The 26,261-nt window shown below is 64.3% G+C and carries 21 protein-coding genes and 1 pseudogene; 13 read left to right on the top strand and 9 right to left on the bottom strand.

Annotation, left to right across the window (positions count from 1 at the left end):
- Positions 1–276, bottom strand: a pseudogene (locus tag QCE48_RS20120) (type VI secretion system tip protein VgrG); the annotation flags it as partial.
- 342 nt (positions 277–618) lie between these two features.
- On the opposite strand from QCE48_RS20120, the gene tssC reads away from it, so the two are divergent.
- From tssC to QCE48_RS20155, 7 genes are all read left to right on the top strand, one after another.
- Positions 619–1,929, top strand: coding sequence for a type VI secretion system contractile sheath large subunit (tssC, locus tag QCE48_RS20125; RefSeq protein ID WP_404982633.1), 1,311 nt, complete (start codon positions 619–621; stop codon positions 1,927–1,929).
- 43 nt (positions 1,930–1,972) lie between these two features.
- Positions 1,973–3,322 carry a type VI secretion system baseplate subunit TssK gene (gene tssK, locus QCE48_RS20130; protein WP_309784947.1) on the top strand — a complete coding sequence of 450 codons (1,350 nt, stop codon included), beginning with the start codon at positions 1,973–1,975 and terminating at the stop codon, positions 3,320–3,322.
- A 20-nt stretch (positions 3,323–3,342) separates the two neighbouring features.
- Positions 3,343–4,005, top strand: a complete 663-nt coding sequence (locus tag QCE48_RS20135; RefSeq protein ID WP_309784948.1) for a DotU/TssL family secretion system protein — start codon at positions 3,343–3,345, stop codon at positions 4,003–4,005.
- 7 nt (positions 4,006–4,012) lie between these two features.
- Complete coding sequence (gene tssE, locus QCE48_RS20140; RefSeq protein WP_309784949.1) at positions 4,013–4,444, top strand: type VI secretion system baseplate subunit TssE; 432 nt, start codon at positions 4,013–4,015, stop codon at positions 4,442–4,444.
- Positions 4,445–4,482: 38 nt separating this feature from the next.
- Positions 4,483–4,659 carry a hypothetical protein gene (locus QCE48_RS20145; RefSeq protein ID WP_309784950.1) on the top strand — a complete coding sequence of 59 codons (177 nt, stop codon included), beginning with the start codon at positions 4,483–4,485 and terminating at the stop codon, positions 4,657–4,659.
- Positions 4,660–4,973: 314 nt separating this feature from the next.
- Positions 4,974–7,154 (top strand): hypothetical protein, encoded by a 2,181-nt coding sequence (locus QCE48_RS20150; protein ID WP_309784951.1) that lies wholly within the window; start codon positions 4,974–4,976, stop codon positions 7,152–7,154.
- Positions 7,155–7,203: 49 nt separating this feature from the next.
- Complete coding sequence (locus QCE48_RS20155; RefSeq protein ID WP_309784952.1) at positions 7,204–7,503, top strand: hypothetical protein; 300 nt, start codon at positions 7,204–7,206, stop codon at positions 7,501–7,503.
- A 445-nt stretch (positions 7,504–7,948) separates the two neighbouring features.
- On the opposite strand, the gene QCE48_RS20160 is transcribed toward QCE48_RS20155, so the two are convergent.
- Together QCE48_RS20160 and QCE48_RS20165 are read right to left on the bottom strand one after the other, a co-directional pair.
- The gene (locus QCE48_RS20160; protein WP_309784953.1) at positions 7,949–8,074 is read right to left on the bottom strand and encodes a hypothetical protein; all 126 of its coding nucleotides are present in this window, start codon (positions 8,072–8,074) and stop codon (positions 7,949–7,951) included.
- Positions 8,075–8,156: 82 nt separating this feature from the next.
- Positions 8,157–8,903: a glucose 1-dehydrogenase gene (locus QCE48_RS20165; RefSeq protein WP_309784954.1), complete on the bottom strand. Its 747-nt coding sequence runs from the start codon at positions 8,901–8,903 to the stop codon at positions 8,157–8,159.
- A 377-nt stretch (positions 8,904–9,280) separates the two neighbouring features.
- On the opposite strand from QCE48_RS20165, the gene QCE48_RS20170 reads away from it, so the two are divergent.
- From QCE48_RS20170 to QCE48_RS20190, 5 genes are all read left to right on the top strand, one after another.
- Positions 9,281–9,865, top strand: a complete 585-nt coding sequence (locus tag QCE48_RS20170; RefSeq protein WP_309784955.1) for a YSC84-related protein — start codon at positions 9,281–9,283, stop codon at positions 9,863–9,865.
- Positions 9,866–10,003: 138 nt separating this feature from the next.
- Positions 10,004–12,727 carry an MGH1-like glycoside hydrolase domain-containing protein gene (locus QCE48_RS20175; protein ID WP_309784956.1) on the top strand — a complete coding sequence of 908 codons (2,724 nt, stop codon included), beginning with the start codon at positions 10,004–10,006 and terminating at the stop codon, positions 12,725–12,727.
- Positions 12,728–12,873: 146 nt separating this feature from the next.
- The gene (locus QCE48_RS20180) at positions 12,874–15,795 is read left to right on the top strand and encodes a molybdopterin oxidoreductase family protein (RefSeq protein WP_309784957.1); all 2,922 of its coding nucleotides are present in this window, start codon (positions 12,874–12,876) and stop codon (positions 15,793–15,795) included.
- A gap of 13 nt (positions 15,796–15,808) precedes the next feature.
- Positions 15,809–16,543 (top strand): 4Fe-4S dicluster domain-containing protein, encoded by a 735-nt coding sequence (locus QCE48_RS20185; protein ID WP_309784958.1) that lies wholly within the window; start codon positions 15,809–15,811, stop codon positions 16,541–16,543.
- Between the two features lie 21 nt (positions 16,544–16,564).
- Positions 16,565–17,524: a DmsC/YnfH family molybdoenzyme membrane anchor subunit gene (locus QCE48_RS20190; protein ID WP_309784959.1), complete on the top strand. Its 960-nt coding sequence runs from the start codon at positions 16,565–16,567 to the stop codon at positions 17,522–17,524.
- A 52-nt stretch (positions 17,525–17,576) separates the two neighbouring features.
- Here QCE48_RS20190 and QCE48_RS20195 read toward each other — a convergent pair whose 3' ends face one another.
- The 4 genes from QCE48_RS20195 to hisD form a co-directional block, all read right to left on the bottom strand.
- Positions 17,577–18,584 carry a galactitol-1-phosphate 5-dehydrogenase gene (locus tag QCE48_RS20195; protein WP_309784960.1) on the bottom strand — a complete coding sequence of 336 codons (1,008 nt, stop codon included), beginning with the start codon at positions 18,582–18,584 and terminating at the stop codon, positions 17,577–17,579.
- A 365-nt stretch (positions 18,585–18,949) separates the two neighbouring features.
- Positions 18,950–20,317, bottom strand: coding sequence for an MFS transporter (locus tag QCE48_RS20200; protein WP_404982615.1), 1,368 nt, complete (start codon positions 20,315–20,317; stop codon positions 18,950–18,952).
- A gap of 64 nt (positions 20,318–20,381) precedes the next feature.
- Positions 20,382–21,149, bottom strand: a complete 768-nt coding sequence (locus QCE48_RS20205; RefSeq protein WP_309784961.1) for an SDR family oxidoreductase — start codon at positions 21,147–21,149, stop codon at positions 20,382–20,384.
- Positions 21,150–21,199: 50 nt separating this feature from the next.
- Positions 21,200–22,513 carry a histidinol dehydrogenase gene (gene hisD / locus QCE48_RS20210; protein ID WP_309784962.1) on the bottom strand — a complete coding sequence of 438 codons (1,314 nt, stop codon included), beginning with the start codon at positions 22,511–22,513 and terminating at the stop codon, positions 21,200–21,202.
- Positions 22,514–22,799: 286 nt separating this feature from the next.
- Here hisD and QCE48_RS20215 point away from each other — a divergent pair, with 286 nt between their 5' ends.
- Entirely contained in the window at positions 22,800–23,828 is a 1,029-nt protein-coding gene (locus QCE48_RS20215) for a LacI family DNA-binding transcriptional regulator (protein ID WP_309784963.1), read from the top strand.
- Here the strand turns inward: QCE48_RS20215 and QCE48_RS20220 are convergent.
- Positions 23,823–24,848, bottom strand: a complete 1,026-nt coding sequence (locus QCE48_RS20220; protein ID WP_309784964.1) for an Ldh family oxidoreductase — start codon at positions 24,846–24,848, stop codon at positions 23,823–23,825. The two genes, QCE48_RS20215 and QCE48_RS20220, sit on opposite strands and share 6 nt — an antisense overlap.
- Positions 24,845–26,179, bottom strand: a complete 1,335-nt coding sequence (gene dctA, locus QCE48_RS20225) for a C4-dicarboxylate transporter DctA (protein WP_404982616.1) — start codon at positions 26,177–26,179, stop codon at positions 24,845–24,847. Before dctA ends, QCE48_RS20220 begins: the two co-directional genes overlap by 4 nt.
- Positions 26,180–26,261 lie beyond the last annotated feature (82 nt).

Below are 26,261 nucleotides of genomic sequence, written 5' to 3' on the forward strand. Positions count from 1 at the left end.
GATGTAGCCGGAGAACTTCCTGGGCGCACCGTCCTCCGGGACCATCGAGAAGGTCGCATCGCAGTTCAGATACTCGGCGCGCCCCAACTGTTGCGGATGGGTCAGTTCGATGCACACCTCGGTGGGCTCGCCCATCTTCTCGGTCGCCTCGAACGACACGACCGACAATTGTGCCGCGCTATCGGTGCCCGGCACGTCCAGAAAATACTGCTGTCGCCCCGGAATCGCTGTCACGCTCGATATAAACGTCTTCGCTTCGTCGTACAGGCTTGCCATATTCTTATCGATCCCCTCAGCTGATCAGCACTGCTTCACAACGGTTATGAGCGGCAAATAAATACGTGCGCAAACGATAGTTATTTGGGGAAGTAACGATACGCTTCTTCACCCGTTCGATGAAGGAGCCAAAGCGGTAACGATGGTTGTCTGTTGTTTTTAATCAAACGCTGACAATCATTAACCATCAATTCTGTTTTTGAGATGTCTGGCATGCTAAATGTTTCAGATTAAGCGATGCTTGGACAGATCAAGAACTGAACGATGAGCGCAAGTTTGCAGACCAGCACGCACCGAGACCCGAAGTCCGCATCCAGCCCACATGCGCAGACGCAAGTGGGCTTGCACGCGGGAGAGGCTTCACTACTCCTTGATCACGGCCTCGCCATCATCGACCAGATGCTTGGCCGGCAGATCGACGCCATTCTTCACCACCCTGCCTTCCAGACCCTGGAGTCCGCATGGCGTGGCCTGCAGTTTCTGGTCGACCGCACGGACTTTCGCAGCAACGTGTGCATCGAACTACTCGATGTCTCGAAGGAGACTTTGCGGGAGGACTTCGAGGATGCACCTGAACTGATCCAGAGCGGCCTGTTCCAGCACACGTATGTCCAGGAATACGACACGCCCGGCGGCCACCCTATCGCGGCCATCATCGCGAACTACGAGTTCGACGCGAGCGCCGCGGATATCGCGCTACTGCGCAATCTTTCGAAGGTCGCGGCCGCAGCGCACATGCCATTTATCGGCGCTGTCTCGCCCGCTTTCTTCGGCTGCATAGCCATGGAGGACGTGGCGGGAATTCGGGATCTCGCCGGCTACTTCGAACGCGCGGCCTATTTCAAATGGAAGGCGTTTCGCGAAACCGAGGATGCACGCTATGTCGGGCTCACGCTGCCCCGGTTTCTCGCGCGTCTGCCGTATGGGCCCGAGACGAATCCCGTACGTGCCTTCAACTACACCGAAGATGTCCGCGGTGGCGGGCGCAACGCTTATCTATGGGCGAACGCGGCATTTGCCTTTGCCGTGAACGTCGTCAGGAGTTTCGTGCGCAATGGCTGGTGTTTGCAGATCCGCGGCCCACAGGCGGGCGGTCTGATCCCGGACCTGCCGGTCCACCTCTATGACCTCGATACGGGACATCTGGGCAAGATCTCGACCGACGCATTGATTCCCGAAGCCCGCGAGTTCGAATTCGCGGAACGTGGCCTCATTACGCTCTCGTACACCAGCAATCACGACCACGCGTGCTTCTATTCCGCCCATTCGACGCAGAAGCCCGCCGTCTTCGATACACGGGACGCCGCTGCCAACAGCCGTATCAACGCGCGGCTGCCGTATATCTTCCTGCTCTCGCGCATTGCGCACTATCTGAAGTTGATCCAGCGCGAGAATATCGGCACGACCAAGGATCGCAGACTGCTCGAACTCGAGCTGAACAACTGGATCAAGGGGCTCGTCACGGCCATGACGACACCGGGCGACGACCTGCAAGCGTCGCACCCGCTGCGTGAAGCGCGGGTCGTGGTGGAAGACATCGAAGACAATCCGGGCTTCTTTCGCATCGCGCTTTTCATTGTTCCGCACTTCCAGATCGAGGGCATGGACGTGAGCCTGTCGCTCATGTCGCAGATGCCCAAGGCAAAACGTTGAATGTTGCCCACTCTCTCAACCTGAACTCCGACCAGCACCAACGATGAAGATAACAAAACCCCTGTGGGCGCGCGGCATTTTCATGACCCCGCAGCACTTCCAGCAGCAGGCGTTGTGGGAACAATTCGCCAATGAGCAGATTGCCCGCATGTCCAGTCCCGACGCGTGGGGCGTGATCGATGTCGCACTGGATACACAGGCGCTTACCGTCGACCGGCTGCGGCTCACGAGGCTGAACGCGCGTCTGCGCGACGGCACGCTCATCGACAGCGAAACGGCCGACTGGCTACCCGCAGCGCGCAGCCTGGCCGACGTGCCGGCCGGCGTCGGGGGGGCGGTCACGGTGCTCGCCGGCGTGGCGCTCGTCGATGTGCAGGGCGGCAACTGTGTGGAACCTGGCGAGAAGCCGGCGCGGCCGCGGCGCGTGACCCGCGAATTCCTCCATGTCGTCGATATCAACGGGGACGGAAACGAGGAGATCAGTGTCGAACGACAGGTCGTGGCGCTGCTGTTCGATTTCGAAAAGGCCGATGATTACGTGACGTGTCCCGTCGCGCGACTCGTGCGCACACCGCAGGGCCGCTTCGAAGCGGATGAGTCGTTTGTGCCGCCGTGTCTCTTCCTGTCGGCGAGCGCGCGGCTCACGCAACGCATGCGGCGTCTGTCCGAGATCCTGACCGCCAAGAGCGCGAGCCTCGCGGTGCGTCGCAAGGAGCGCTCGGACCAGATCGCCGACTATGCGGTGTCCGATGTCGCGCTTTTCTGGCTGCTGCATTCGGTGAACAGTACATGGCCGGAACTGGCGCGCCTGGCCCAGGCGCCCGACCAGCATCCCGAGCGGCTGTATGCCGTGCTCGCGCGCCTGGCTGGATCGCTTCTCACGTTCTCGACCACCGAAACGCTGCAAGCCATCCCCGCCTATGATCATGACGCACCGGAGCCCGTGTTTGCGGAACTCGAATCCCTGATCCGCGCGTTGCTGGATGCCGTGATTCCGTCGCGGGTCGTCCCCATTGCGCTCGATCGCCTGCGCACCTCGGTGTGGCTCGGCCACATCAACGACGAACGGCTCACTGAAGACGCCGATTATTACCTGTCGGTGCGCGCGGCCATGCCCGCCCACGCGCTGCTCGAGCGCCTGCCGGAGTTGTGCAAGATGGGGGCACCCGACGAGGTCGAGCACATCGTCAACTCCGCGCTGCCAGGCATCGCGTTGCGTCCCGTGTCACGCCTTCCGGCCGCCATCCCGGTGCGCATCGAGAACCAGTATTTCGCGGTGGACAGCGCGGACCCGGCATTTGCGCGGATGATTGCCGCGCGTGCTTGCCAGATTTATCTGCCGGGCTCGATTCCGGAGGCCGAGCTTGAACTCTATGCGGTGCTGCCGTCATGACGGTCGTCACAACACGCCCGGTGGATCTGCTGCCGGTTGCACTACGCGATACGGCGCGCACCATCGTGAAGCTGCGCAGCGACAACCCGCCATCGGTGGAGACGCTGCGCGGAGATTGCGATGCGCAACTCGCGGGTCTGAGCGACGAACTGCAGCGGCGCGGTCAGCCGCGCGACGTGATCGATGATGCGCTGTACGCGCAATGCGCCCTGCTCGACGAGGCGGCTCTCAAGGGACTCAGTGCAGACGCGCGCGACGCCTGGGAACGCGAGCCGTTGCAGGTGCGCGCGTTCGGGCGCAACGATGCAGGCGAGGAGTTGCTGCGCCGGATCACCCAGCGACTGCGCGAGCCCAAGCCCGTGCTGCCGCTGCTGGCAATCTTTGCCGCCGTGCTCGAACTCGGGTTCACGGGGCGCTTTGCCGTGAAGGCAGGCGATGCGCGCGCAACGCTTGTGCGCGAAATCGACGAACGCCTCGCGCGAGCGGCACGCGGCAATACGAGCAGGGACGCGCTGAGGGATGCGCCGGATGCGTCGGGCCCGGTGGTGGTGAACCCGTCGCGTGCTCGCCGACGTCCTTTGTCACCGCTGGCCTGGGTGCTCTTCGCGTGCGTCGCGGCGGGGCTCGCGTGGTTCGCCATCGACCGGTGGCTGCTGGCGTCGATCGCCGGCATCGCACATTGAGGAATATATGCGTACAGGACCTGGACTCTTCGAGCGGATCACAGGGCATTTCGCCGACGGATCGACCGTGAGCGATTTCACGCCGGAGAATCAGACGTTCCTCTCCGTGCGGGACAACATCGAGCGCATTCTGAACAGCCGACGCCGCTCCCTTGCGCATCTGCCGGACTATGGTCTTGATGACCTGTCGGAAATCTACCGGCATCTGCCCTCGTCGACGCACAAGCTCAGGAATGCCATCGAAGCGACGTTGCTGAAGTACGAACCGCGCCTGAAGGCGGTTGAAATCCAGGTGCACGCTCCGGAGCCCGGCATGATGGTCGGCTTTACGATGGCGTGCCGCTTGCACCAGGAAGGACTAGTGCGTTTCGACACCGTGTTCACACCCGACGGTAAAACGCGCCTGAAGATGCTTCAGGCGGCGCTCGACCGGTATTGACGCGGTAGTGACGACTTCAAAACGACCAGGAGAATGACGTGGGAACGATGCTGGCGATCAAGGGCAACAAAACGACGACCGGAGGCGAGGTACTGGACGGTGACGAGTCGTTCTCGGATGCGAACGGAGCGCTTGCGAAAGATGGCGGACTTGCTTCTTGCGCGCGTTATGGACACCCGTGCCCGATGTTGGGCACAGCAAAAGGCTGGGCCTGACGGACCGATTCTAGCCAATCGCGGGACACTTTTCATCTTCCACCAACCGGCACACGACTGTTAGCCACCCCACAGTACCGTACAGAACTGCTTGCCGCAGCGGTTTCGCGGACTATCTTTAGCTTACATCGCACTTCATTCCCCCTTACACGAGGGTACGTGCGTGACAGCAGCCGATCCAGCCGGACATCCCGACGATGATCCGCGCCCGACGCCATGATGCGCCGCGATGCAACGCAACCGAGCGCATCGCCGAAGGACTCGAAGCCGCAATGGCTGCATGCGCTCGAACGCAACATCCACGCGGAGTACTCATGATGTCCGTCCTGTCTTCCCCGATCCCGCCGCTCCCCGAGTATCTTCCTCCCGCAACCGAAACGCCCGTCGACGACACCGCGCGAACACCGCTCACCGCCGATGGCCTGCTCGGCCCCGTGGTCACCCAGTTCCGCACCGTGCGTTGCGGCTGCTGGCTTCTCAACTACCGGCCCGCCGGCTCGCGGCGCGTCGTGTATGACGGGACGCTGCGCGTCGAGTGCCACAACGCGGGCCGCACCGCGAGCGGCGATCTTTACCAGCGCACAGTGCGCATGCTGACCTTGCCGCCGATCGACCCGATTCCCCCGCTCGTGCCGATCCCGCCATTCGATCCCGTACCGGTGCCGCCCGGTCCTGTCGAGATTCCCACGTCGATGGAGGATTTCGGACCGTTGATGCCGATCCTGAGCGGCGCGCCGAACCCCGCCAGCGGCATCCCGATCCTGCGTCGCTCGCGCTATCGCTACTACGTGCGCGTGACGTCGCTGCCCGAACTCTTCTATCGCGGCACTGGCTTCACGCTCGGCTTCGAGTTGTGGCGCTACACCGCGCCGAACAGCTGGGCGCTCGAATCGACGGTGAGCGCGCGCATGATCCGCATGGCCGCGCCGACGGGCTACCCGTCACCGTCCGACTATGCTGAAGGCGACGTAAAGAGCGCGACCGGCTCCGTCGTCGGGCGGCTGACGATGGGCTGGCTGAGTCCGCACTACCGCCGGTGCTCCGTCGAGATCGACACCGTGAACGGCTCCGAGCAGCCGACCACCGACAGCGCAGGTCACACCTGGCAGAGCGTGATGGACGAACTCGGCTGGCAGGTCGACGTGCGTCTGAGCGACACCAACGTGGCCGAGCCGAGCGGCGACTCGTGGTCGGATGCCGAAATGCATGCGGCCATGCTCGCGCGCCGCGACGTTGTCAATCTCGACCGCGAATGGCGCTATCACGTGCTCGCCGTGAAGAACATCGACTCGACGCCGCGCGGCATCATGTACGACGCAGCCGGCACCGATTCGAACAACGTCCCGCGCGAGGGCATCGGCATCGCGTCGCACTGGACCATCGATTCGGGTTGGGGCACGGTAAGCGGCCAGCGCTTCGGCACGGCTCTCGCGCCCTACTTCCGCACGGCGATTCACGAGATCGGCCACGCGATGGGGCTCGTCCACAACTTCGCGGATTTCGGCTTCATGTGCACGAGCGACGTGATCGCGGCAGCGGGCACGCCCTCCAATCCGTTTCCGAACAACATCCAGTGGTCGTATCACACGGACAACCTGAAGCAGTTGCGCCACTATCCCGATCCATTCGTGCGTCCTGGCGCCGTGGCTTTCGGCGGTGCTTCGAGCACCACGCCCGCGATCACGCCGACCGATCTCGAAGTCGACGTCGATGGTCTCGCGCTCGTCGTGACGCCGCTGCTCGGTGAAGTGCCGATCGGCGCGCCGGTGCGCGTCGGCATTGCGCTCGTGAATCGCAGCGCGCAACCGATGCGCGTGCCCGCCGACCTCGCCCTCAAGGGCGATTTCGTCAGCGGCGAAGTGATCGATCCGACGGGCAACAGGCGCTCGTTTCGCACTGTCGTGCGTTGCATCGAGGACCATGCGTTCGCGATGCTCCAACCCGGCGAGTCGATCGAGGATTCGATGACGCTCATGCGCGGCGCCGAGGGCGCGCTCTTCGCCGTGCCGGGCGTGCATGAAGTTCGCGTCGAGGTGCACTGGGACGCGGAGGACATGATCGCGCACGTCGAGGGACGCGCGACCGTGATGGTCACCGGCGCGACCGACGCGGATCATGCGGCGGCCGCGCACGCGGTGCTCGCGACGCCCGACGCGCATCTCGTGCTCGCTATCGGCGGCGATCATCTGACCGATGGCATCGCGGCCATTCAGACCGCGCTTGCGTGCCCCGTCCTGCGGCCGCATTTCGCCGCTGTCGAGGCGAAACGCGTCGGCCGCCGCTTCGGGCATCGCAAGCCGGACGTGAAGGCGGTGGCCGCCCTCATCGACGACGATGCCGTGATGAGCGGTACCGAGCTCGGCAAGCTCGCGGCCATCGTGCAAAATGACGCGAAGGCCGGCGCGGCCGCGAAGGGACTCGCGAAGACGCTCAAGTCGAAGGCGAAGAAGGTAACGCTGTCGAACGCGGCAAGAAAGAACGTCGATGCGCTGTGAGTCGTTCTCTGGCGCTGGCAACCACGCTCTTGCTGGGAGAAAAGCGGCGATGACAATCGATGACGCGCGGCTCGTCGGCGTATGGCACAAGGCGGGCGCCGAAGCATGCGCGAGTCAGTACGCCGCGCGTCTGCGCTTCGAGCCGAACGGTCTCTACTTCGGTGAAGCGGAGCCGCCCGGCGCCTTTACCTGGTGGGACGGCGGCACTTGGCGAGTACCGGCGCCGGGGCGTCTCGCGCTGTCGATCGCGAACGATGCGGTGATTGAATACGTCTACGCCCTCGACGGCGACGACTTGATCGTGACGGACGCTTCGGGTTGCCAAGTGGGCTATACGCGCGAGCGTTGAGCGCAGCATCTGGTGGACAGGACATTGACGCTGCAAATTCGTGACGATTCGGGATTGCTTGATTGTGATACTGAACAGCCGCCGATTCGCCGAATTGCAGCCGAACCACGCCTCAGATAGAACGATTGGAATTGTGGGGACGGCGCTAAACTGGTTTCCGTGGTGCAGAACAACACACCGCGCGGAAAGAAACAGCGGTCGACTGAGCAAACGGTCTTACCTTCAAACCTAACCGTAATGCAGTTACGTACCAGGTTCGATCCGAAGTTGTAGCAGCAGACGTAGTGGTATCCGATGTCAGTAGCGACGCAACGCAGTTTCGCTGTGGCCGTAACGCAATACTCATCGGAGTTGTCAGCAGCAGACGAAGACGCATGGCCCCGCACCGGTTCAACCGGGCGGGGCTTTGCCCTTTTCAGCGCTGGAACGCAAGCATCCCGCGCGATCAGTAAGGCTGCGCGAGTCCCGAGCGAATCGGCTGGGGGACGGACCGCGCGCGGTCGGCGGCGCTCTCTGCGACTTGCGGCTTGTCCGGAGCCAGCGGATACCAGCGGCGCCCTTCCTTTGCCATGTGAACACTCTCTTCGACATCCTGACAAGGACGTTAGGGCAATCCGGCACGATATGCGCGCCGCCGCGTGTGTCAGCGCATGTCAGCGCAAGCCGCCGCTTGCGACGAGATGCTCGCCCGTCAGCCAGCGCGAGTCGTCCGATGCGAGGAACACGGCAATCGACGCGATGTCGTCGGGCTGTCCGAGGCGGCCGAGCGGAGTCTGACTGAGCACCGACGTTTCGAGGTCGGACCCGATGATGCCCGCGCTATGCGTGCCTTCCGTGACCACCATGCCGGGATTGATCGAGTTCACGCGAATCTTCCTTGCTCCGAGTTCGCGCGCGAGCACGCCCGTGATCGCATCGACGGCGCCCTTCGTGCCGCTATAGACCGCGCTCGCCGGCGGCGTAATGGTGCTGACGACCGAACTCACGTTGACGATGCTCGCGCCTTCGCCGAGGTGGCGCGCGGCGGCTTGCGTCGTGAGCAGAACGCCTAGCACGTTCGTATTGAACTGCTTGTGGAAATGCTCTTCGGTGATTTCCTCGATCGGCGAAAACTCGTAGACGCCCGAGTTGTTGACGAGGACGTCGAGGCGTCCGTACGTTTCGATCGCCGCGTCGATGATGCCTTTCGCGTCCGCCGCCTTTGACACGTCGCCGCCCACCGCGACTGCACGGCCGTTGGCCGCGGTGATCGCTGCGACGACGGCATCGGCGCCTGCCTTGCTGCTTGCATAGTTGACGACGACCGATGCACCTTCGGCTGCAAGCGCCTTGGCGATAGCCGCGCCGATGCCCTTCGACGCGCCCGTGACGACTGCGACCTTGCCTGCGAGTTTGCTCATGATGGTTTCCCTGAAGAGATTGTCTTACTTGGAACATGACGCTTAACCAGCCGTCCTGCGATGGTGCAAATGTAGTCATCTCTTCGGTCGCGATAAAGCCGTCTGGAGCGAATTGATTGGCGGGATTTGACGAACAATCGACGCGGCGCACTGCTGCATGGGCTTACTTAATACGCGAACTGGCGCGCAATGGACGTAAATCGCGCCGCGCGTATTGGACCAAAGCCCAATACATGTTCTGCGACAAGCGTCTTACGCTAGGGATAGTGTGGAAATGAGGCGTGGAAATGGAAATGCGGTGTGGACATGCGGCCCGACCCCACCGATCCGGGCGCTACGGCAATAGGGGTCGTTCAACCTGACGATGGAGAAAAGGAATGCAAAGACGAGACTTCATGGTTCAGTCGACGGCCGCATTGGCGCTGGGCGGGCTCGCGCTTGCCGGATGCACGACCACGACGGACAAGGGCGATCAAAAAACCGCTGGCGACACCGACGAACGCCGCTCCATCGACTCTGACGTCGACGCAACCATCCAGCGCCTTTACGCCACGGTTCGCGGCTCGCAGGAGCTGGTCGCGAAATCGCGCGGCATTCTGGTGTTTCCGTCGGTGATTCAGGCCGGATTCATCGTCGGCGCGCAGTACGGGAAGGGATCGCTGAGAGTCGGCGGCGCGACGGTCGGCTACTACAGCACGACGTCGGCCTCGTTCGGCTTTCAGGCCGGTGCGCAGTCGAAGGCGCTGATCTTCCTCTTCATGACTCAGGACGCACTCGACAAGCTGCGCAATTCCAAAGGCTGGTCGGCGGGCGTCGACGCTTCGGTTGCAGTCGTGAAGGTCGGAGCGAACGGCGCGATCGACTCCACGACCGCGACCGCCCCGGTCGAAGCATTCATCCTGACGAATGCGGGCCTGATGGCGGACGTCTCACTGTCGGGGACGAAGGTCTCGCCTCTCTAGATCCGACGAAAGCGCGGTGCTGAAAGTCCTTGGCGTGCATGCCACGCCAAGGCACCGGACCGTCCGGCTTCGCAAGACGTGCCGGACGCTGGTGCTTGCGGCGCGGGCCGGGTGTTGTCCGAAGGCAGGAGGTGTCAGGTGACCGCTGAGCACGACCGGCTCGATCAGGCGCGGCGTCGCGACGCGCCGTGGAAGGCATGGGGACCCTATCTGTCGGAGCGTCAATGGGGCACGGTGCGCGAAGACTACAGCGACTCCGGCGACGCCTGGAACTACTTCAATCACGACCAGGCTCGCTCGCGAGCGTATCGATGGGGCGAAGACGGACTCGCCGGCATCTCCGACGACCAGCAGATCCTGTGCTTTGCCCTGAGCCTCTGGAACGGCAACGATCCGATCCTGAAGGAAAGGCTCTTCGGTCTCACCAACAGCGAAGGCAATCGCGGCGAAGACGTCAAGGAATATTATTTTTACCTCGATTCGACGCCGACGCATTCGTACATGAAGTATCTGTACAAGTATCCGCAGTCTGCGTATCCGTATGCCGATCTCGTCGCGACGAATAGCCGGCGCGGTCGCCAGGACTTCGAATATGAACTGATGGATACCGGCGTCTTCGACGACGATCGCTATTTCGATGTCTTCGTCGAATACGCGAAGGCGTCGCCCGAAGACATCCTGATCCGGATCACCGCGTTCAATCGCGGTCCCGTACCGGCCGCGCTGCACGTCCTGCCGACGCTGTGGTTTCGCAATGTCTGGTCCTGGGGCGACGAAGCGTTGCGGCCGTCGCTCGCGCAGTCCGCAGCCGACGACGCCGGCTGCATCGTCGCAGCCGCTCATCGCGAACTCGGGGCGTGGTCGCTGTACTGCGAAGGCGCCGCCGCCCTGCTCTTCACGGAAAACGACACCAACACCGAGCGCCTCGCCGGCGTGCCGAACCGGACGCCCTTCGTCAAGGACGGCATCGACAGTGCCGTCGTGCACCGTGCCGAAGGGGCGGTGAATCCGGAGAAGCGCGGAACGAAGGCGGCGGCGCACTATCCATTCGAGGTGAACGCCGGCGAATCCCGCACCGTTCGACTGAGACTTCGCCGCGAAGCGCCGGAACAGGCGGCATCCATTGAAGCCGCGTTCGGCGACGAATTTGACGACATCCTGAACACCCGCCGCAAGGAAGCGGACGACTTCTACGCCACGGTCATTCCCGCGTCGCTCGACGACGACGCAAGGAACGTGATGCGTCAGGCGCTCGCCGGGATGATGTGGTCCAAGCAGTTCTACTACTACGACGTCGACCGATGGCTGACCGAGCGCGGCGCCGACCCGTTCAATCCGCAGCGGCGCTCGCCGCGCAACGATCACTGGCACCACATGTTCAACGCGGACATCGTCTCGATGCCCGACAAGTGGGAATACCCGTGGTACGCGGCGTGGGATCTGGCGTTCCATGTGCTCGCGCTAACGCTCGTCGACCCGGACTTCGGCAAACAGCAACTCGACCTGATGCTAAGGGAACGCTATCTGCATCCGAACGGGCAGCTTCCCGCCTACGAGTGGAATTTCGGCGACGTCAATCCCCCCGTGCATGCATGGGCGACGATCTTCACCTTTCGTCTCGAACAATTCCGCCACGGTCAGGGCGATCTGGTCTGGCTCGAACGGGCGTTCCACAAGCTTCTGCTCAACTTCACATGGTGGGTGAACCGCAAGGATCGCGAAGGGAACAACGTCTTCGAAGGCGGCTTTCTCGGGCTCGATAACATCGGCGTCTTCGATCGCAGCGCCCCGTTGCCCACCGGCGGCTATCTGGAACAGGCGGACGGCACCGCGTGGATGGCGCTCTTCTGCGAGAACATGCTCGAAATCTCGGCGCAGCTCGCGTTGCACAACCCGGCTTACGTCGACATGTGCGTCAAGTTCGTGTCGCACTTCCTGTGGATCGCCTCGTCGATGCTGCGCGCCGGCCAGGGCACCGGCATGTGGGACGAAGAGGACGGCTTCTTCTACGACGTGCTGCGTCTGCCCGACGGCCGTGCAGAACGGCTCAAGGTGCGCTCGATGGTCGGGCTTCTGCCGCTTTGCGCCGTCACCTCCTTCGATGGCGCACTGGTCGAGCGCGAACCCGAAGCGTTTCAAAACCTCAAGCGGTTTATCGAAGCGCGCCCGGAGATCGTCGCTTCCATCCACGACCTGACCGCGAAGGGCGTCGGCGGACGGCGGCTCGCGGCCGTGCTGAACGAAGACAAGCTGCGCCGCGTGCTCGCGAAAATGCTCGACGAGAACGAATTCCTGAGCCCCTACGGCATCCGCTCGCTGTCCCGCCATCACGCGGATCACCCGTACACCTACCGCTCGGGCGGGCAGGAATACCGCGTGTCGTACTTGCCGGCGGAATCGGATACGGGGATGTTCGGCGGCAACTCCAACTGGCGCGGTCCCGTCTGGATGCCGGTGAACGGTCTGATCATCCGCGCGCTGCTGCAGTATTTCAGCTTCTATGGAAACGACTTCAAGGTGGAATGCCCGACCGGTTCGGGGCATTTCATGACGCTCTATGAAGTGGCCGAAGAAATCACGAACCGGCTCGCGCGCATTTTCCTGCGCGGCGCGGACGGCCGCCGCCCGGTTCACGGCGGCAACCGCAAGTTTCAGGAGGATCCGCATTGGCGCGATCACATCCTCTTCTACGAATACTTTCACGGCGATAACGGCGCGGGACTCGGCGCGAGCCACCAGACCGGATGGACCGGCATCGTCAGCCGCGCGATGCATCTGTTCGCGACCACCACGCCCGAGCAGCTTCTGCAGATGGGCCGGGTCGCCGCATTCGCCGAGACGCCGGTCGCCAGGCCAGACTGACGCTCGCTCACAGCGAACCATCGGCCCAGCCGATGCTTCTGATCTGAAATAGCGATTTTACTTCTGTATCCGCGCCTCCTAGCATCCAGGCATCGGCATCGTCGGCTGGGCGACGCCCGCCGCCGACGCCCGTTCAGGAGGCAGACATGGAACACGGCGCTCGCACGCAAGACGAGAAGCTCGAAGTCAAGACCACCACGTGCTACATGTGCGCATGCCGCTGCGGCATCCGCGTGCATCTGCGCGACGGCGAAGTGCGCTACATCGACGGCAACCCGAATCATCCGCTCAACCAGGGCGTGATCTGCGCGAAAGGCGCGTCGGGCATCATGAAGCAGTATTCCCCCGCGCGACTCACGCAACCGCTGATGCGCAAGCAGAACGCCGAGCGCGGCAGCGCGCAGTTCGAACCGGTCTCGTGGGACGTCGCGTTCGCCACGCTCGAAAAGCGCCTCTCCCACCTGCGCGCCACCGATCCGAGGAAGTTCGCGCTCTTCACCGGCCGCGACCAGATGCAGGCGCTGACCGGGCTCTTCGCCAAGCAGTTCGGCACGCCCAACTACGCGGCGCACGGCGGCTTCTGCTCGGCGAACATGGCGGCGGGCATGATCTACACGATCGGCGGCTCGTTCTGGGAATTCGGCGGACCCGATCTCGACAGCGCCAAGCTCTTCCTGATGATCGGCACGGCCGAGGACCATCACTCGAATCCGCTCAAGATCGCCCTCTCGAAGTTCAAGCGCGCGGGCGGACGGTTCATCGCGATCAATCCGATCCGCACGGGCTACGCCGCGATCGCCGACGAATGGGTGCCGATCCGCCCGGGCACCGATGGCGCGCTCTTCATGGCGCTGATCCACGAACTGATCGCCGCCGATGCTTACGACCACGAGTTCGTCGCGCGCTTCACGAACGCGGCCGAGCTGCTCGATGTAAACGAAACGAGCGAGAGCTTCGGTCTCTTCGTCAAGGATCCGCACATCGACGAAGGCAATCCGCTCTTTCCGCAGAATCACCTGTGGTGGGATCGCGCGAGCAATCGTGCCGTGCCGCACCACGCGCCCGACGCGCAGCCCGCGCTCGATGGCCGCTATACGCTCGACGACGGCACGCCGGTGCGTCCGTCGTTCGCGTTGCTCAAGGAGCGCGTCGCGGACTGCACGCCGGAGTGGGCCGAGGCGATCACCGGCATCCCCGCCGCGACGATCCGGCGCATCGCCGCCGAGATGGTGCAGGTGAGCCGCGACCACAAGATCACGTTGCCGATCCGCTGGACCGACGCATGGGGCAAGACCCACGAGACCGTGACGGGCAACCCGGTCGCCTTTCACGCGATGCGCGGGCTCGCGGCGCACTCGAACGGCTTCCAGTCGATCCGCGCGCTGGCCGTGCTGATGTCGCTGCTCGGCACCATCGACCGGCCGGGCGGCTTTCGCCACAAGGCGCCGTTTCCGCGCGCGGTGCCGCCGTCGGCGAAACCGCCGAATCATCCCGATCAGGTCAAGCCCAATACGCCGCTCGCCAACGGTCCGCTCGGCTGGCCTGCCGCGCCCGAGGATCTCTTCATCGACGACGCGGGCGGCCCGGTGCGCATCGACAAGGCGTTCTCGTGGGAGTATCCGCTCGCGGTCCACGGCGTGATGCACAGCGTCATCACGAACGCGTGGCGCGGCGATCCGTACCCCATCGACACGCTCATGATCTTCATGGCGAACATGGCGTGGAATTCGTCCATGAACACGATGGAAGTGCGCCGCATGCTCGCCGACAAGCACGAGAACGGCGAGTACAAGATTCCGTTCATCGTCGTGTGCGATGCGTTCCAGTCGGAGATGACCGCCTTCGCCGATCTGATCCTGCCGGACACGACGTATCTGGAACGGCACGACGCGATGTCGATGCTCGATCGCCCGATCTCCGAGTTCGACGGTCCCGTCGATTCGGTGCGCGTGCCCGTCGTGCCGCCGACGGGCGAATGCAAGCCGTTCCAGGAAGTGATCGTCGAACTGGCGGGTCGCCTGAAGCTGCCTGCGTTCATGACGCCGGAAGGCAAGCGCAAGTATCGCGACTATCCCGACTTCATCGTCAATCACCAGACGGCGCCGGGTTCGGGCGTCGGCTTTCTGATCGGCTGGCGCGGCAAGGACGGGCAGGACGCGCTCGTCGGCGAGCCGAATCCGCGTCAGTGGGAGGAATACGCGAAGCACGACTGCGTCTTCCATTACACGATGCCCGAGACGCTCCAGTACATGCGCAACTGCAACGGGCCGTATTTGCAATGGGCCGTCGAGAAGGGTTTTCGCAAGTTCAAAGAGCCGATCCTGATCCAGCTCTATTCCGACGTGATGCAGAAATTCCGCCTCGCCGCGCAAGGGCGCACGAAGGGGCGGCAGCCGCCGGATCATCTGCGCGCGCGCGTCGAACAGTATTTCGATCCGCTGCCGTTCTGGTACGCGCCGCTCGAACGCGACTCCACCGATCTCGCGCGCTTTCCGCTCGCCGCGGTCACGCAGCGGCCGATGGCGATGTATCACTCGTGGGATTCACAGAACGCGTGGCTGCGCCAGATTCACGGCGAGAACATGCTGTACATGAACCCGAAGATGGCGCGCGAGAACGGCATCGATGACGGCGGCTGGATCTACGTCGAATCGCAATGGGGCAAGGTGCGCTGCATGGCACGCTACAGCGAAACGGTCGAGCCCGGCACGGTGTGGACCTGGAACGCGATCGGCAAGGCGGCGGGCGCGTGGAATCTCGGCGCCGACGCCAACGAATCGCAGCGCGGCTTCCTGCTCAACCATCTCATCACGGACGAACTGCCGGGCGCCACGCCGAACGACGCGCGCTACTCGAACTCCGATCCGATCACGGGACAGGCCGCGTGGTACGACGTGCGCGTGCGCGTCTATCCCGCCGAGGCCGACGCCGATCACACGCTGCCCCAGTTCGCGCCGATGCACGACGTGCCCGGCATGACGGGCGTGATCCAGCGCGTGGTGCAGACCTACTTCGCGGGACGCGGCGAATTTGCGGCGCGTCTTCGCAACACCGTCAAGCGCAACTGACGAGGAGACCAACATGACCCAGATGGCGCTCGTAATCGACTTGAACGTCTGCGTGGGATGCCACGCATGCGTGACGAGCTGCAAGGAGTGGAACACGTCGGGCGAGGCAGGCAGTCTTGCCGATTCGCGTCCGTACGACGCCGATCCTTCCGGCACGTTCTTCAACCGCGTGCAGACCTATGAAGCCGGCGAATTTCCGCTCGCCGACACGATCCATTTTCCGAAGTCGTGTCTGCACTGCGAGGACCCGCCGTGCGTGCCGGTCTGCCCGACCGGCGCGAGCTACAAGCGCAAGGAGGACGGCCTCGTGCTGGTCGATTTCGACAAGTGCATCGGCTGCAAGTACTGCGCGTGGGCGTGCCCATACGGCGCGCGCGAACTCGACGAAGAGCGCAAGGAGATGACCAAGTGCACGCTTTGCGCGGATCGCATCTATAACGAGGCGCTTCCCGAGCGCGATCGCAAGCCCGCGTGCGTGCTGGCCTGCCCGACGTCGGCGCGGCTCTTCGGCGATATTCACGATCCCGAGTCGGTCGTATCGAAAGCGATTCGCGAGCGCGGCGGCTATCAGCTGATGCCCGAATGGGACACGAAGCCCGCCAACCACTACCTGCCGCGCCAGCCGGTGAATTCGTGCAGCAGCGGCGGTTCTTGTTCGTGCCAGCCGGAGAACGTCGAATCCATGCCGCTCGACACACAGATGGAGCGCGGTGAAATCAACCTGGCATCGATGGCCGTGCGCGTCTGATCATTCTTTTCGGAGCAACACATGAAACCCGCATTTTCCGTCGTGTTCCTCACGACATTGAGCGGCGCCGCGCAAGGCTTGCTCATCGCGCTCGTCGGCGTGGAGGCCGCGCTCCGGCTGGGTCTCCTGTCCGCGAGCGCAGCGTCGTCGCAGGTGTTCTTCATCGTCGGCGCGGCGATTGCGGTCGTGCTCGGCGGGCTTGGGCTGCTCGCGTCGTTCTTCCATCTCGGGCATCCCGAGCGCGCCTGGCGCGCGATCGCCATGTGGCGCACGTCGTGGCTCTCGCGCGAGTGCCTCTGCCTGCCCGCGTTCCTCGCGTGTGCGGCGGCTTATGGCGTCGCGCACTGGTTCGGCTCGCCGTGGTCGTTCGCGATCGGCGTGCTCGGCGTGATCGCTTGCGGCGCGCTCTTCGTTTGCACCGCGATGATCTATGCGTGCCTGCGCTTTTTGCAGGAATGGGCGACGCCGCTCACGATGGTCAACTTCGTGTTGCTTGGCTGCGCGTCGGGCTTCACGCTCGCGACCGCGTGCGCCGCGTGGCTCGCGCCGACGCTCACCGCCGCGCTCGCCGCCTGCGCCTGCACGCTCACGCTCGCGGGCTGCGCGAGCCGCATCGCGTCATTGAGGCGCAACGCGCGCCTGCGTCCGAAGTCGACGGTGCAAAGTGCGACGGGCATCAAGGGGGCGAACGTCGTGCAGAAATCGCGTGGCTTCACTGCCGGCGCGTTCAACCTGCGCGAATTCTTTCATGGACAGACGCCCGGCGCGCTGCGGCGGATCAAGTGGACGTTTCTCGTCGGTGCGTTCGCTTTGCCGCTCGTGCTGATGGTGCTGGGGGCGGGTGCTTCGTCGGTCGGGGTGTCCATCGCGTTGTTTTGCGCGGCCTGTGTGACGCAGTATTCGGGGCTCGTCGCGGAGCGGTGGTTCTTCTTCGCCGAAGCGCGGCATCCGCAGAATATTTATTACGCGCGCGCTTCGTGATGTATTGCCCGGTTATGTCGCATGCAACATAACCGGGCAGCACCATTCGGATCTAGGCGTCCGGAACAAGCAGCACCTTTGCCGAAGCCGCAAGCCCCTGATGCAGATCGGAAAACGCCTTCGCACCCTCGGACATCGGCCGCTCTTCGAGCCATTCGAGCGAACCGAACGCGCCTTCATGCAGCGCTTTCACGGTCGCGCGCAGATCGGCCATCGTGTACGTATAGGTACCGAGCAGCGTGATCTCCGCGAGCGTCAGCTTGCGCATGTCGATCTCGCTCGCCCAGTCCTGCAGCCCGATGTGCATCACCACGCCGCCCGGCTTCACGCCCGCCAGCGCACTCGCGCGCGTGGCCTTCGCGCCGACTGCGTCGATCACGAGGTCATAGCGATCCGCCTCGACCGCGCTCTCCAGCGGATTCATCGTCCGGCATCCCGCGTGCGTCTTGGCCGACAACCGGCGTGATGCGTTGGTTTCCGCCAGCACGGTCTCCCGGCAACCGTAGGCGCGCAGCAAGAGCGCGCACAACAGCCCGATCGCCCCGCCGCCGATCACGAGCACGCGGCATTCGGGGAGCGGACGGGCGAGCCCGCGCATCGACAGGTTGACCGCATGCAGCGCGGTCGCCGCCGGTTCCGTTACGGCTGCGTGGCGCGCGGGCATGTCTTGCGGAATCGCGACGAGGCTTGCCGCCGGGATCGACATGTACTCGGCGAATGCACCGGGGCGCGTCATGCCGACCATCGTCCGGTTTGCGCACAGGTTGTCGCGGCCCTGAACGCAGAACTCGCAGGTACCGCACGTGATGAGCGGATTGCCCGTCACGCGCGCACCTTCGCGCCACTGTGACGAACGGCTTGCGGTTATCGTTCCCGCGAACTCGTGGCCGAGCACGAGGCCTGGATTGCGGCGCGGATCATGGCCGTGATAGGCATGCATGTCGGACCCGCAGATGCCGACCGCATCGATCTTCAGGACGACCTCACCGACGTCGGGCGTGGGATCGGGGCGATCCAGCAGTTGCATTTCGTTGGGCTGGGTATAGACGAGCGCTTTCATCAGTCTGTCTCCTGTCGACCGGAGTTGGCACTTCAGTGCCTTACTCCGATCCCATGCTTGGCGGTCGACCGGAGTTGGCACTTCAGTGCCTTACTCCGATCCCATGCTTGGCGGTCGACCGGAGTTGGCACTTCAGTGCCTTACTCCGGTCCCATGCTTGGCGGTCGACCGGAGTTGGCACTTTAGTGCCTTACTCCGGTCCCATGCTTTTGCGGTCGACCGGAGTTGGCACTTTAGTGCCTTACTCCGGTCCCATGCTTTTGCGGTCGACCGGAGTTGGCACTTCAGTGCCTTACTCCGGTCCATGCAAGATAGTTGCTTCAAGCGGCACCGGCATGCCGCATGATCGAAATGGATTGCGGCACTCAACTCACGCCGGCCGACGCCAGTTCGGCAGCACGCTTGCGTTCACAATCCGGCGAGCGGCGATGACGCGCAAGCCATGCCGCGCAACCCGCGCTCAGCACGCCTGCAAAGAGCACATAGCCGCAGAGCATCCACGGCTTGCCGGACTGGATGCCGGTGAGCCAGGTCGCCACGACCGGCGTGAGACCGCCCGCGAAGACGCCCGCGAACTGATACACGAACGAAATGCCGCTATAGCGCACGTCCGGTTCGAAACACTCCGAGAAGAGCGACGACATCGTGCCGAACACCGCCGCATGAAAGACGCCGAACGGAATGATGATCGCGATCCAGACCGGCAACGCCGCGCCGTTCGCGTCGTGCATCATCGAGAAGGCGGGGAACGCGGACAGGCCAGCCAGCAGCGCCCCAAGACCGTAGACCACCGGCTGCCCGACACGATCCGACACACGCCCCCACAGCGGGATGAAGAACGTCATCACCAGCGCGCCGAACACCACACCGAGAAGCGCGGTCGTGCGGGCGAAGTGCAGCGTCTGCGTCAGATAGTTGATCGAGAAGACGCCGAAGACGTTGAAGAACACGCCGTCGATCACGCGTGCTCCCATGCAGGCGAGCACCGTGCGCGGATAGCGCCTGAACACGTCGGCGATCGGCAGGCTCGCGGGCTTCTCGTGCTTTTTCACCTTGCTGAAGTCGTCGGTTTCGGCGACATGCTTGCGCATGTAGAACGTCACCACGACGAGCACGCCGCTCGCGACGAAGGCGAGCCGCCAGCCCCACGCGAGAAATTGCGCATCGTCGAGCAGATAGGACAGCAGCGCGATCACGCCGGACGCGAGCACGAGCCCAAGCGACATGCCGATCTGCGGCAGGCTCGCATAGAAGCCGCGCTTTTCGGGCGGCGCCGATTCGTAGGTCATCAGCACGGCACCGCCCCATTCGCCGCCGAGTCCGATGCCCTGCACGATCCGGCACGCAAGCAAAAGGAGCGGCGCCGCCACGCCGATGCTGGAATACGTCGGCACGCAGCCGATCAGCACCGTCGCGCCGCCCATCAGCATCAGCGTGAGCATCAGCATCTTCTTGCGGCCAAGGCGGTCGCCGAAATGCCCGAAGATCACGCCGCCCACCGGCCGCGCGACGAAGCCGAGCGCGAAGGTCGCATAGGCGAGCATCGTCGAGACGACCGGGTCGGCCTGTGGAAAGTACAGGCGGTTCAGCACCACGCCCGCCACGACGCCATACAGAAAGAAGTCGTACCACTCGATGATCGCGCCGAGCACGCTCGACACGGTAACGGCCCGCAGATTGCGCGAGGCCTGCGATGTGTGCGCGCTCGCGCGCGCCGCGTCATGCGCGGGCACCTGGAGCTCCGCGCGAGCGCGGGCCTGACTGTCCTGAATTAGCATGCTTGTCTCCCATCGTGGGTCAGCGCGCGGTGTATCCGCCGTCGACCATGATTGTCTGACCGCTGATATAGGCGGACGCGTCGCTCGCGAGGAATACTGCGAGGCCGGCGAGGTCGTCAAGGCGTCCGTTGCGTCCGATGCAGGTCTGCTCGGCGTGTTTTCTTGCGAGCGCTTCGTCGGCGAACACGGCGGCCGTCAACGCGGTCGGGAAGAAGCCCGGGCCGATCGCGTTGCACGTGATGCCGTGGCGGCCCCAGGCCTGCGCGATCGCTCGCGTCAGCTGGACCACGCCGCCCTTGCCCGCTCCGTACGGCGCGCTGTCGGGAAACGCGCGGTACGATTGCAGCGAAGCGATGTTGACGATCCGTCCCCAGCCGCGTGCCTTCATCTGCGGCGCGAGCGCCTGCGTGAGAAAGAACGGCGCACCCAGATGCAGCGCGAGCTGCGTCTGCCACGCCTCGGGCGTGATTTCCTCGAACGGCTGGCGCAGGTTCACGCCCGCCGCGTTCACGAGGATGTCGATCCGCTCGTGTTTTTGAAGCGCTTCCTTTGCGAAGTCCTTTGCCGCATGCGCATCGACGAGGTCGCACGCGACCCAGCCCGTTTCGATTCGATCGCGATCGAGGCTTGCCGCCGCTTCGCGCAGCGCATCCTCCCGCCGAGCCGCGAGCACGACACGCGCCCCCGCAAGTCCGAGCGCCCGCGCCATCGCGAGGCCGATGCCCGCGTTGCCGCCCGTCACGAGCGCAGTGCGGCCCGCGAGGCTGAACATCTTCAAAGCTTCCATCGACGTCTCCGATTGTTGTGTACTACGCGATTGCCAACGCCGTCGCGCGACTACACCTGCACGGATTCGCCTCGCTCGAACACCTCGTCGGGGAAATATTTGCGCAGCCGGTCGTCGGCGGTACGCGCGTGCGCCTCCATGCCTTCGAGACGCGAAATGCGCGCCGTCACTTCGCCGATCCGCTTCGCGGCATCGCGCGTCATGCGCTGCCAGGTCAGCGTCTTCACGAACTTGTGCACCGAGAGTCCGCCCGAATAGCGTGCCGCGCCCTTCGTCGGCAGGACATGGTTCGGACCGCTCGTCTTGTCGCCGAATGCGACCGTTGTTTCCTCGCCGAGGAAGAGCGAGCCGTAGCACGTCAGGTTATTGAGCCACCAGTCGAGGTCGGCGGCTTGCACTTCCAGATGTTCCGATGCATAGCGGTCCGACACCTCGACGATTTCCTCGCGCGTGTCGCACACGATCACCTCGCCATAGTCGCGCCACGCGGCGGCGGCTGCATCGCGCGCGGTCGGCGGCAGGTCGTCGATGAGGCGCGGCACGAGCGCCATGACTTCGGCCGCCAGCGCCTTCGACGTCGTGAAAAGCCACGCCGGCGATTCGTGTCCGTGCTCGGCCTGCCCGACCAGATCGCTTGCGACGATAGCGGGATCGGCCGTCCCGTCTGCGATCACGGCAACTTCCGAAGGACCCGCGAACACGTCGATGCCGACCTTGCCGAAGAGCGCGCGCTTCGCTTCTGCGACGAACTTGTTTCCGGGCCCGACCACCACGTCCGCGGGCTTGCCGGTGAAGAGACCATAAGCCATCGATGCAATCGCCTGCACGCCGCCGAGCGTCATGATGACATCGGCGCCGGCGGCCTTGAACGCGTACAGCACGTAGGGGTGCATGCCGCCGCCGCGAAACGGGCTCGAACACGCGATGACGGTCTTGACGCCCGCCGCCTTCGCCGTCGCGACGCCCATGTAGGCCGACGCGATGTGCGCATAGCGTCCGGCCGGCGCATAGCAGCCGACCACGTTCACCGGCACGACGCGCTGGCCCGCGATCACGCCCGGATGCAGTTCGACCGAGAAGTCTTCGATGGAACGCCGCTGTGCCGCCGCGAAGTCGTGCACCTGCTTCACCGCGAAGTCGATATCGTCGCGCACGTGCTGCGGCACTTCGCTCGCGCGGCGCTCGACTTCTTCGGGCGAGACGATGATCGAGCCTTCCCAACGGTCCAGCTTCGCGGCGTAGGTCCGCACGGCGGCCTCGCCGTTCGCCTCGATCTCCGCCAGCATCTCGCCCACGACTTTCTGCGCCGTCGCCGTTTCTGTCTCCGGCGTCTTGGTAGCCTTCTTTACGTAGAACACGCTCATTGTCTGCTCCTGTCACTTGCCTGATGGACTGGTCAAGCGCTCGAATGCAAGCGCTTACATTTCGGTTCGAATCGGTGTCGGATGCTCGTTCCTGTCCGACGATTAATTAGGTTGAATATGGCGTCGATTCGCTATTTCAAGCCGACTGCAACCGCTTGCATTTCACTATAAATCGATGCGACATGCATCACATCGGGACTTGCACCTACGCTTCGCGCATGCCGCGATGGTCCGAACCTTGCCGCGCATCTACAATGAAGGCTTCAAGGGCCTCCGATCACATCGCATGACCACTGTTGCGCGTCCGCGCATCGCCGATGTCGCGGCGCTTGCCGGCGTTTCCACCGCTACCGTTTCGCGCGCGCTCTCCAATCCTGAAATGGTCAAGATGCGCACGCGCGAACGCATCCTGCAAGCCGTCGAGCGGCTCGGTTACGTGCCCGATGGCGCGGCACGCGCGCTTGCGCTCGGACGGGCCCGCATGATCGGCGCGATCGTGCCAACGCTCGACAACGCGATCTTCGCGCGCGCCGTGCAGGGCCTGCAGGGCACGCTCGCGGGCGCGGGGTATCAGTTGCTGATCGCCGCGCACGAGTACAACCTCGTCGCCGAGACCGAGGCGGCGCGCGCGCTGCTGGAACGCGCCGTCGATGCCCTCGTGCTGGTCGGCGCCGAGCATTCGCGCGAGACCTGGGAACTCGTGCGCACAAGCCGCATCCCGCTACTCGTCACCTGGACCGACACTGCCTCCAGCACGGGCGAACTCGCACCGCTGATCGGATTCGACAATCGCCTGATCGGCCGGCTCGCGGCGCAGCACTTCATCTCGCTCGACCATCGCGACTTCGGCATGATCTCCGGATTCGCTCGCCACAACGACCGCGCACGCCAGCGCATCGAAGGCTTTCGCGACGAACTGTCGCGCGCTGGCTTCCGGCTGCCGGAGGCGAACGTCATCGAAGAACCGTTCGGCTTCGACGGCGGACGCGCCGGCCTCAAGCATTTGATGCAACTCAACCCGCGCCCGACGGCCGTCTTCTGCGGCAACGACGTGCTCGCGCTCGGCTGCCTGTTCGAAGCGCAGTCGCTCGGCATCGCGGTGCCACGGCAGCTTTCGATCGTCGGTTGCGACAACCTGCCGATCTGCTCGCAGATCACGCCGGGCCTCTCCACCGTGCTGCTGCCCACATACGAACTGGGCCAGCGCGTCGCCTCGGCGCTGCTCGACTGGCTCACGCTCGATCGCGTGCCGGAAAGCGAATGCCTGCCCATCGAACTCGTCGTGCGCGGCACGAGCGGGCCGCCTCCCTCATGACGCATCGGCGGCGAGCTGCTTCAGTTGCGCATGGAGCGCTGAAGGAATCGCGATGCCGTCGCGCGCCGCATGTTCCGCCACTTCGTGTCGCCGATAGCCGGGCAGGCGCACGCCTTCATCCGCGAGCATCAGTTCGATCAAGGTCTCGATGCGCTCGCGATAAGTATCCATGCCCGCGAGCGCGCCCGGATCGATGATCCAGAACAGATGGCCGATGCGCGAACGCGCGCCTTCGGCGGTCAGGAACGAACCGGCTTCGGCGCCGAACTGCGCGCCCGACAGCGCCGCCGCCAGCAACTCCACCATCAGCGCGAGCATCGCGCCCTTCGCGCCGCCGAAGGGCAGCATCATGCCGGCGAGCGCGGCGTGCGGATCGGTCGTCGGCTGGCCGTCGGCGGTCGTCGCCCAGCCTTCGGGGATCGGCTTGCCGTCGCGCGCCGCGACCATGATCTTGCCGCGCGCGACTTGCGAGAGAGACAGGTCGATCATGAGCGGCCGGCCCTTTGCACGCGGAAACACGGCCGCGATCGGGTTCGTGCCGAAGAGGGGCGTCTTGCCGCCCCACGCGGGCATCGACGCCGGCGCGTTGCTGAACGCCAGCGCGACTAGCCCTGCCTCGCCAACCGCTTCGAGGTGATATGCGCCCGCACCGAAGTGATGACTGCGCACGATGCTCGCCGTCGCTGTGCCGAACTGCTGCGCGCGCTCGATGCCCGTCGCGATTGCCAGATCGCAGGCGGCGAACGCGAGGCCGTCGGCGGCATCGACGAGAAACGCGGCACCTTTGTCCTTCGCGATTCGCGGCACCGCCAGCGGATCGACACGGCCGTTGCGCAGTTGCGCGACATACATCGGCAGCCGGGCGACGCCGTGCGAAGCGAGCCCGTGCAGATCCGCGTAGATGAGCGCGCGCGCCGCGGCGGCGGCGGTCTCGCGCGTGGTTCCCGTCGCGAGCAGCGCGGACTGCGCGAGCGTCGACAATTCGGCGGCGCTGAAAGTGCGAAGGCCCGCGTCGCTCATTTTCGGCCTTCCTGCATCGCCTGATGCGGCGGAAGTTGCATGATTCCGCCCGCTTCGCCCGAGCGCTCCCGCGGCTCCTGCTCACGCGGCGCCGCCAGCACCGCGCGCGCGGTTTCCACGTCGAACACGCCCTCCCAGCGAGCGACGACGAGCGTCGCCACCGCGTTGCCGATCATGTTCACGAGCGCGCGCACTTCGTTCAGCACGCGGTCGATGCCGATGATGAGCGTGATGCCCGCAACCGGAATGATGTCGTGCGAAGAGAGCGTCGCCGTCAGCGCGACGAGCGCCGCGCCTGCCACCCCCGCGCCGCCCTTCGATGTCACCATCAGGATCGCGAGGAGGCCGATCTGCTGCATCAGCGTGAGATGCGTGTTGGTCGCCTGTGCGATGAAGAGCGAGGTCATCGTCAGATAGATCGCGGCGCCGTCGAGGTTGAACGAATAACCTGTCGGCAGCACCAGCCCGACGACCGACTTCGGACAGCCGAGCCGTTCGAGTTTCTCCATCAGGCGCGGCAATACCGATTCGGTCGTCGAGGTGCCGAGTACGATCAGCAATTCCTCGCGCAGGTAGCGCAAGAGCGGCCAAAGACCGACACCCGCCCAGCGACAGGCAGTGCCGAGCACGATCGCGACGAACAGGATGCTTGTGATGTAGAAGCACAGGATCAGCATGCCGAGCTGCTGCAGGCTTGCTATGCCGTACTTGCCGACGGTGAAGGCTATCGCGCCGAATGCACCGAGCGGTGCCAGCCGCATGATCATCTCGACGATGCGCATCAGCACGTCGCCCAGTTGCTCGATGCCTTGCGCCAGGAACTTGCTGCGATCGGACATGATCGACAGCGCGATGCCGAACAGCACCGAAAAGAGCAGCACCTGAAGCAGGTCGCCGCGCGCAAACGCACCCACGACCGAGTTCGGCACGATCTGGTCGAGAAGGCCCGCCTTCGCCTGCGTGTGAGCTTCGGTCACGAAGTGCGTAACTGCGCCGGCATCGAGCGTCTTCGGATCGATATTCAGGCCAGCGCCCGGATGCACGACGTTCGCGATGACGAGACCGATCAGGAGCGCGATCGTCGTGACCACTTCGAAGTACAGGATGGTCTTGAAGCCGACGCGTCCGACCTGCTTCAGGCTCTCCATTCGCGCGATGCCGATCGACACCGTGCAGAAGATCAAGAGCGTGATCAGCATCTTGATCAGGCGGATGAACGTGTCACCGAGAGGCTTGAACTGGACGCCGAGCGACGGCGCGATATAGCCGACGAGAATGCCGGCCGCAAGTCCGATCAGGACCTGCACGTATAGATGCTTGAGCACGCGCAAGATGGTGTCTCCTCCACTCGCTGCTGCCAGAAGTTGGGCGGGCGCGCTGCGCGGCACGCGCCGCTTCTTTGAGGGGCGTCGT

It is taken from the genome of Caballeronia sp. LZ024 (genome assembly GCF_031451455.1).
Classification (GTDB): domain Bacteria; phylum Pseudomonadota; class Gammaproteobacteria; order Burkholderiales; family Burkholderiaceae; genus Caballeronia; species Caballeronia telluris.

Coding starts and splice junctions, on each gene's coding strand:
- tssK (WP_309784947.1), top strand. CDS start 1,973: ATGAAGATAACAAAACCCCTGTGGGCGCGCGGCATTTTCATGACCCCG.
- tssE (WP_309784949.1), top strand. CDS start 4,013: ATGCGTACAGGACCTGGACTCTTCGAGCGGATCACAGGGCATTTCGCC.
- QCE48_RS20150 (WP_309784951.1), top strand. CDS start 4,974: ATGATGTCCGTCCTGTCTTCCCCGATCCCGCCGCTCCCCGAGTATCTT.
- QCE48_RS20155 (WP_309784952.1), top strand. CDS start 7,204: ATGACAATCGATGACGCGCGGCTCGTCGGCGTATGGCACAAGGCGGGC.
- QCE48_RS20160 (WP_309784953.1), bottom strand. CDS start 8,074: ATGGCAAAGGAAGGGCGCCGCTGGTATCCGCTGGCTCCGGACAAGCCG.
- QCE48_RS20165 (WP_309784954.1), bottom strand. CDS start 8,903: ATGAGCAAACTCGCAGGCAAGGTCGCAGTCGTCACGGGCGCGTCGAAG.
- QCE48_RS20170 (WP_309784955.1), top strand. CDS start 9,281: ATGCAAAGACGAGACTTCATGGTTCAGTCGACGGCCGCATTGGCGCTG.
- QCE48_RS20180 (WP_309784957.1), top strand. CDS start 12,874: ATGGAACACGGCGCTCGCACGCAAGACGAGAAGCTCGAAGTCAAGACC.
- QCE48_RS20185 (WP_309784958.1), top strand. CDS start 15,809: ATGACCCAGATGGCGCTCGTAATCGACTTGAACGTCTGCGTGGGATGC.
- QCE48_RS20190 (WP_309784959.1), top strand. CDS start 16,565: ATGAAACCCGCATTTTCCGTCGTGTTCCTCACGACATTGAGCGGCGCC.
- QCE48_RS20195 (WP_309784960.1), bottom strand. CDS start 18,584: ATGAAAGCGCTCGTCTATACCCAGCCCAACGAAATGCAACTGCTGGAT.
- QCE48_RS20205 (WP_309784961.1), bottom strand. CDS start 21,149: ATGGAAGCTTTGAAGATGTTCAGCCTCGCGGGCCGCACTGCGCTCGTG.
- hisD (WP_309784962.1), bottom strand. CDS start 22,513: ATGAGCGTGTTCTACGTAAAGAAGGCTACCAAGACGCCGGAGACAGAA.
- QCE48_RS20215 (WP_309784963.1), top strand. CDS start 22,800: ATGACCACTGTTGCGCGTCCGCGCATCGCCGATGTCGCGGCGCTTGCC.
- QCE48_RS20220 (WP_309784964.1), bottom strand. CDS start 24,848: ATGAGCGACGCGGGCCTTCGCACTTTCAGCGCCGCCGAATTGTCGACG.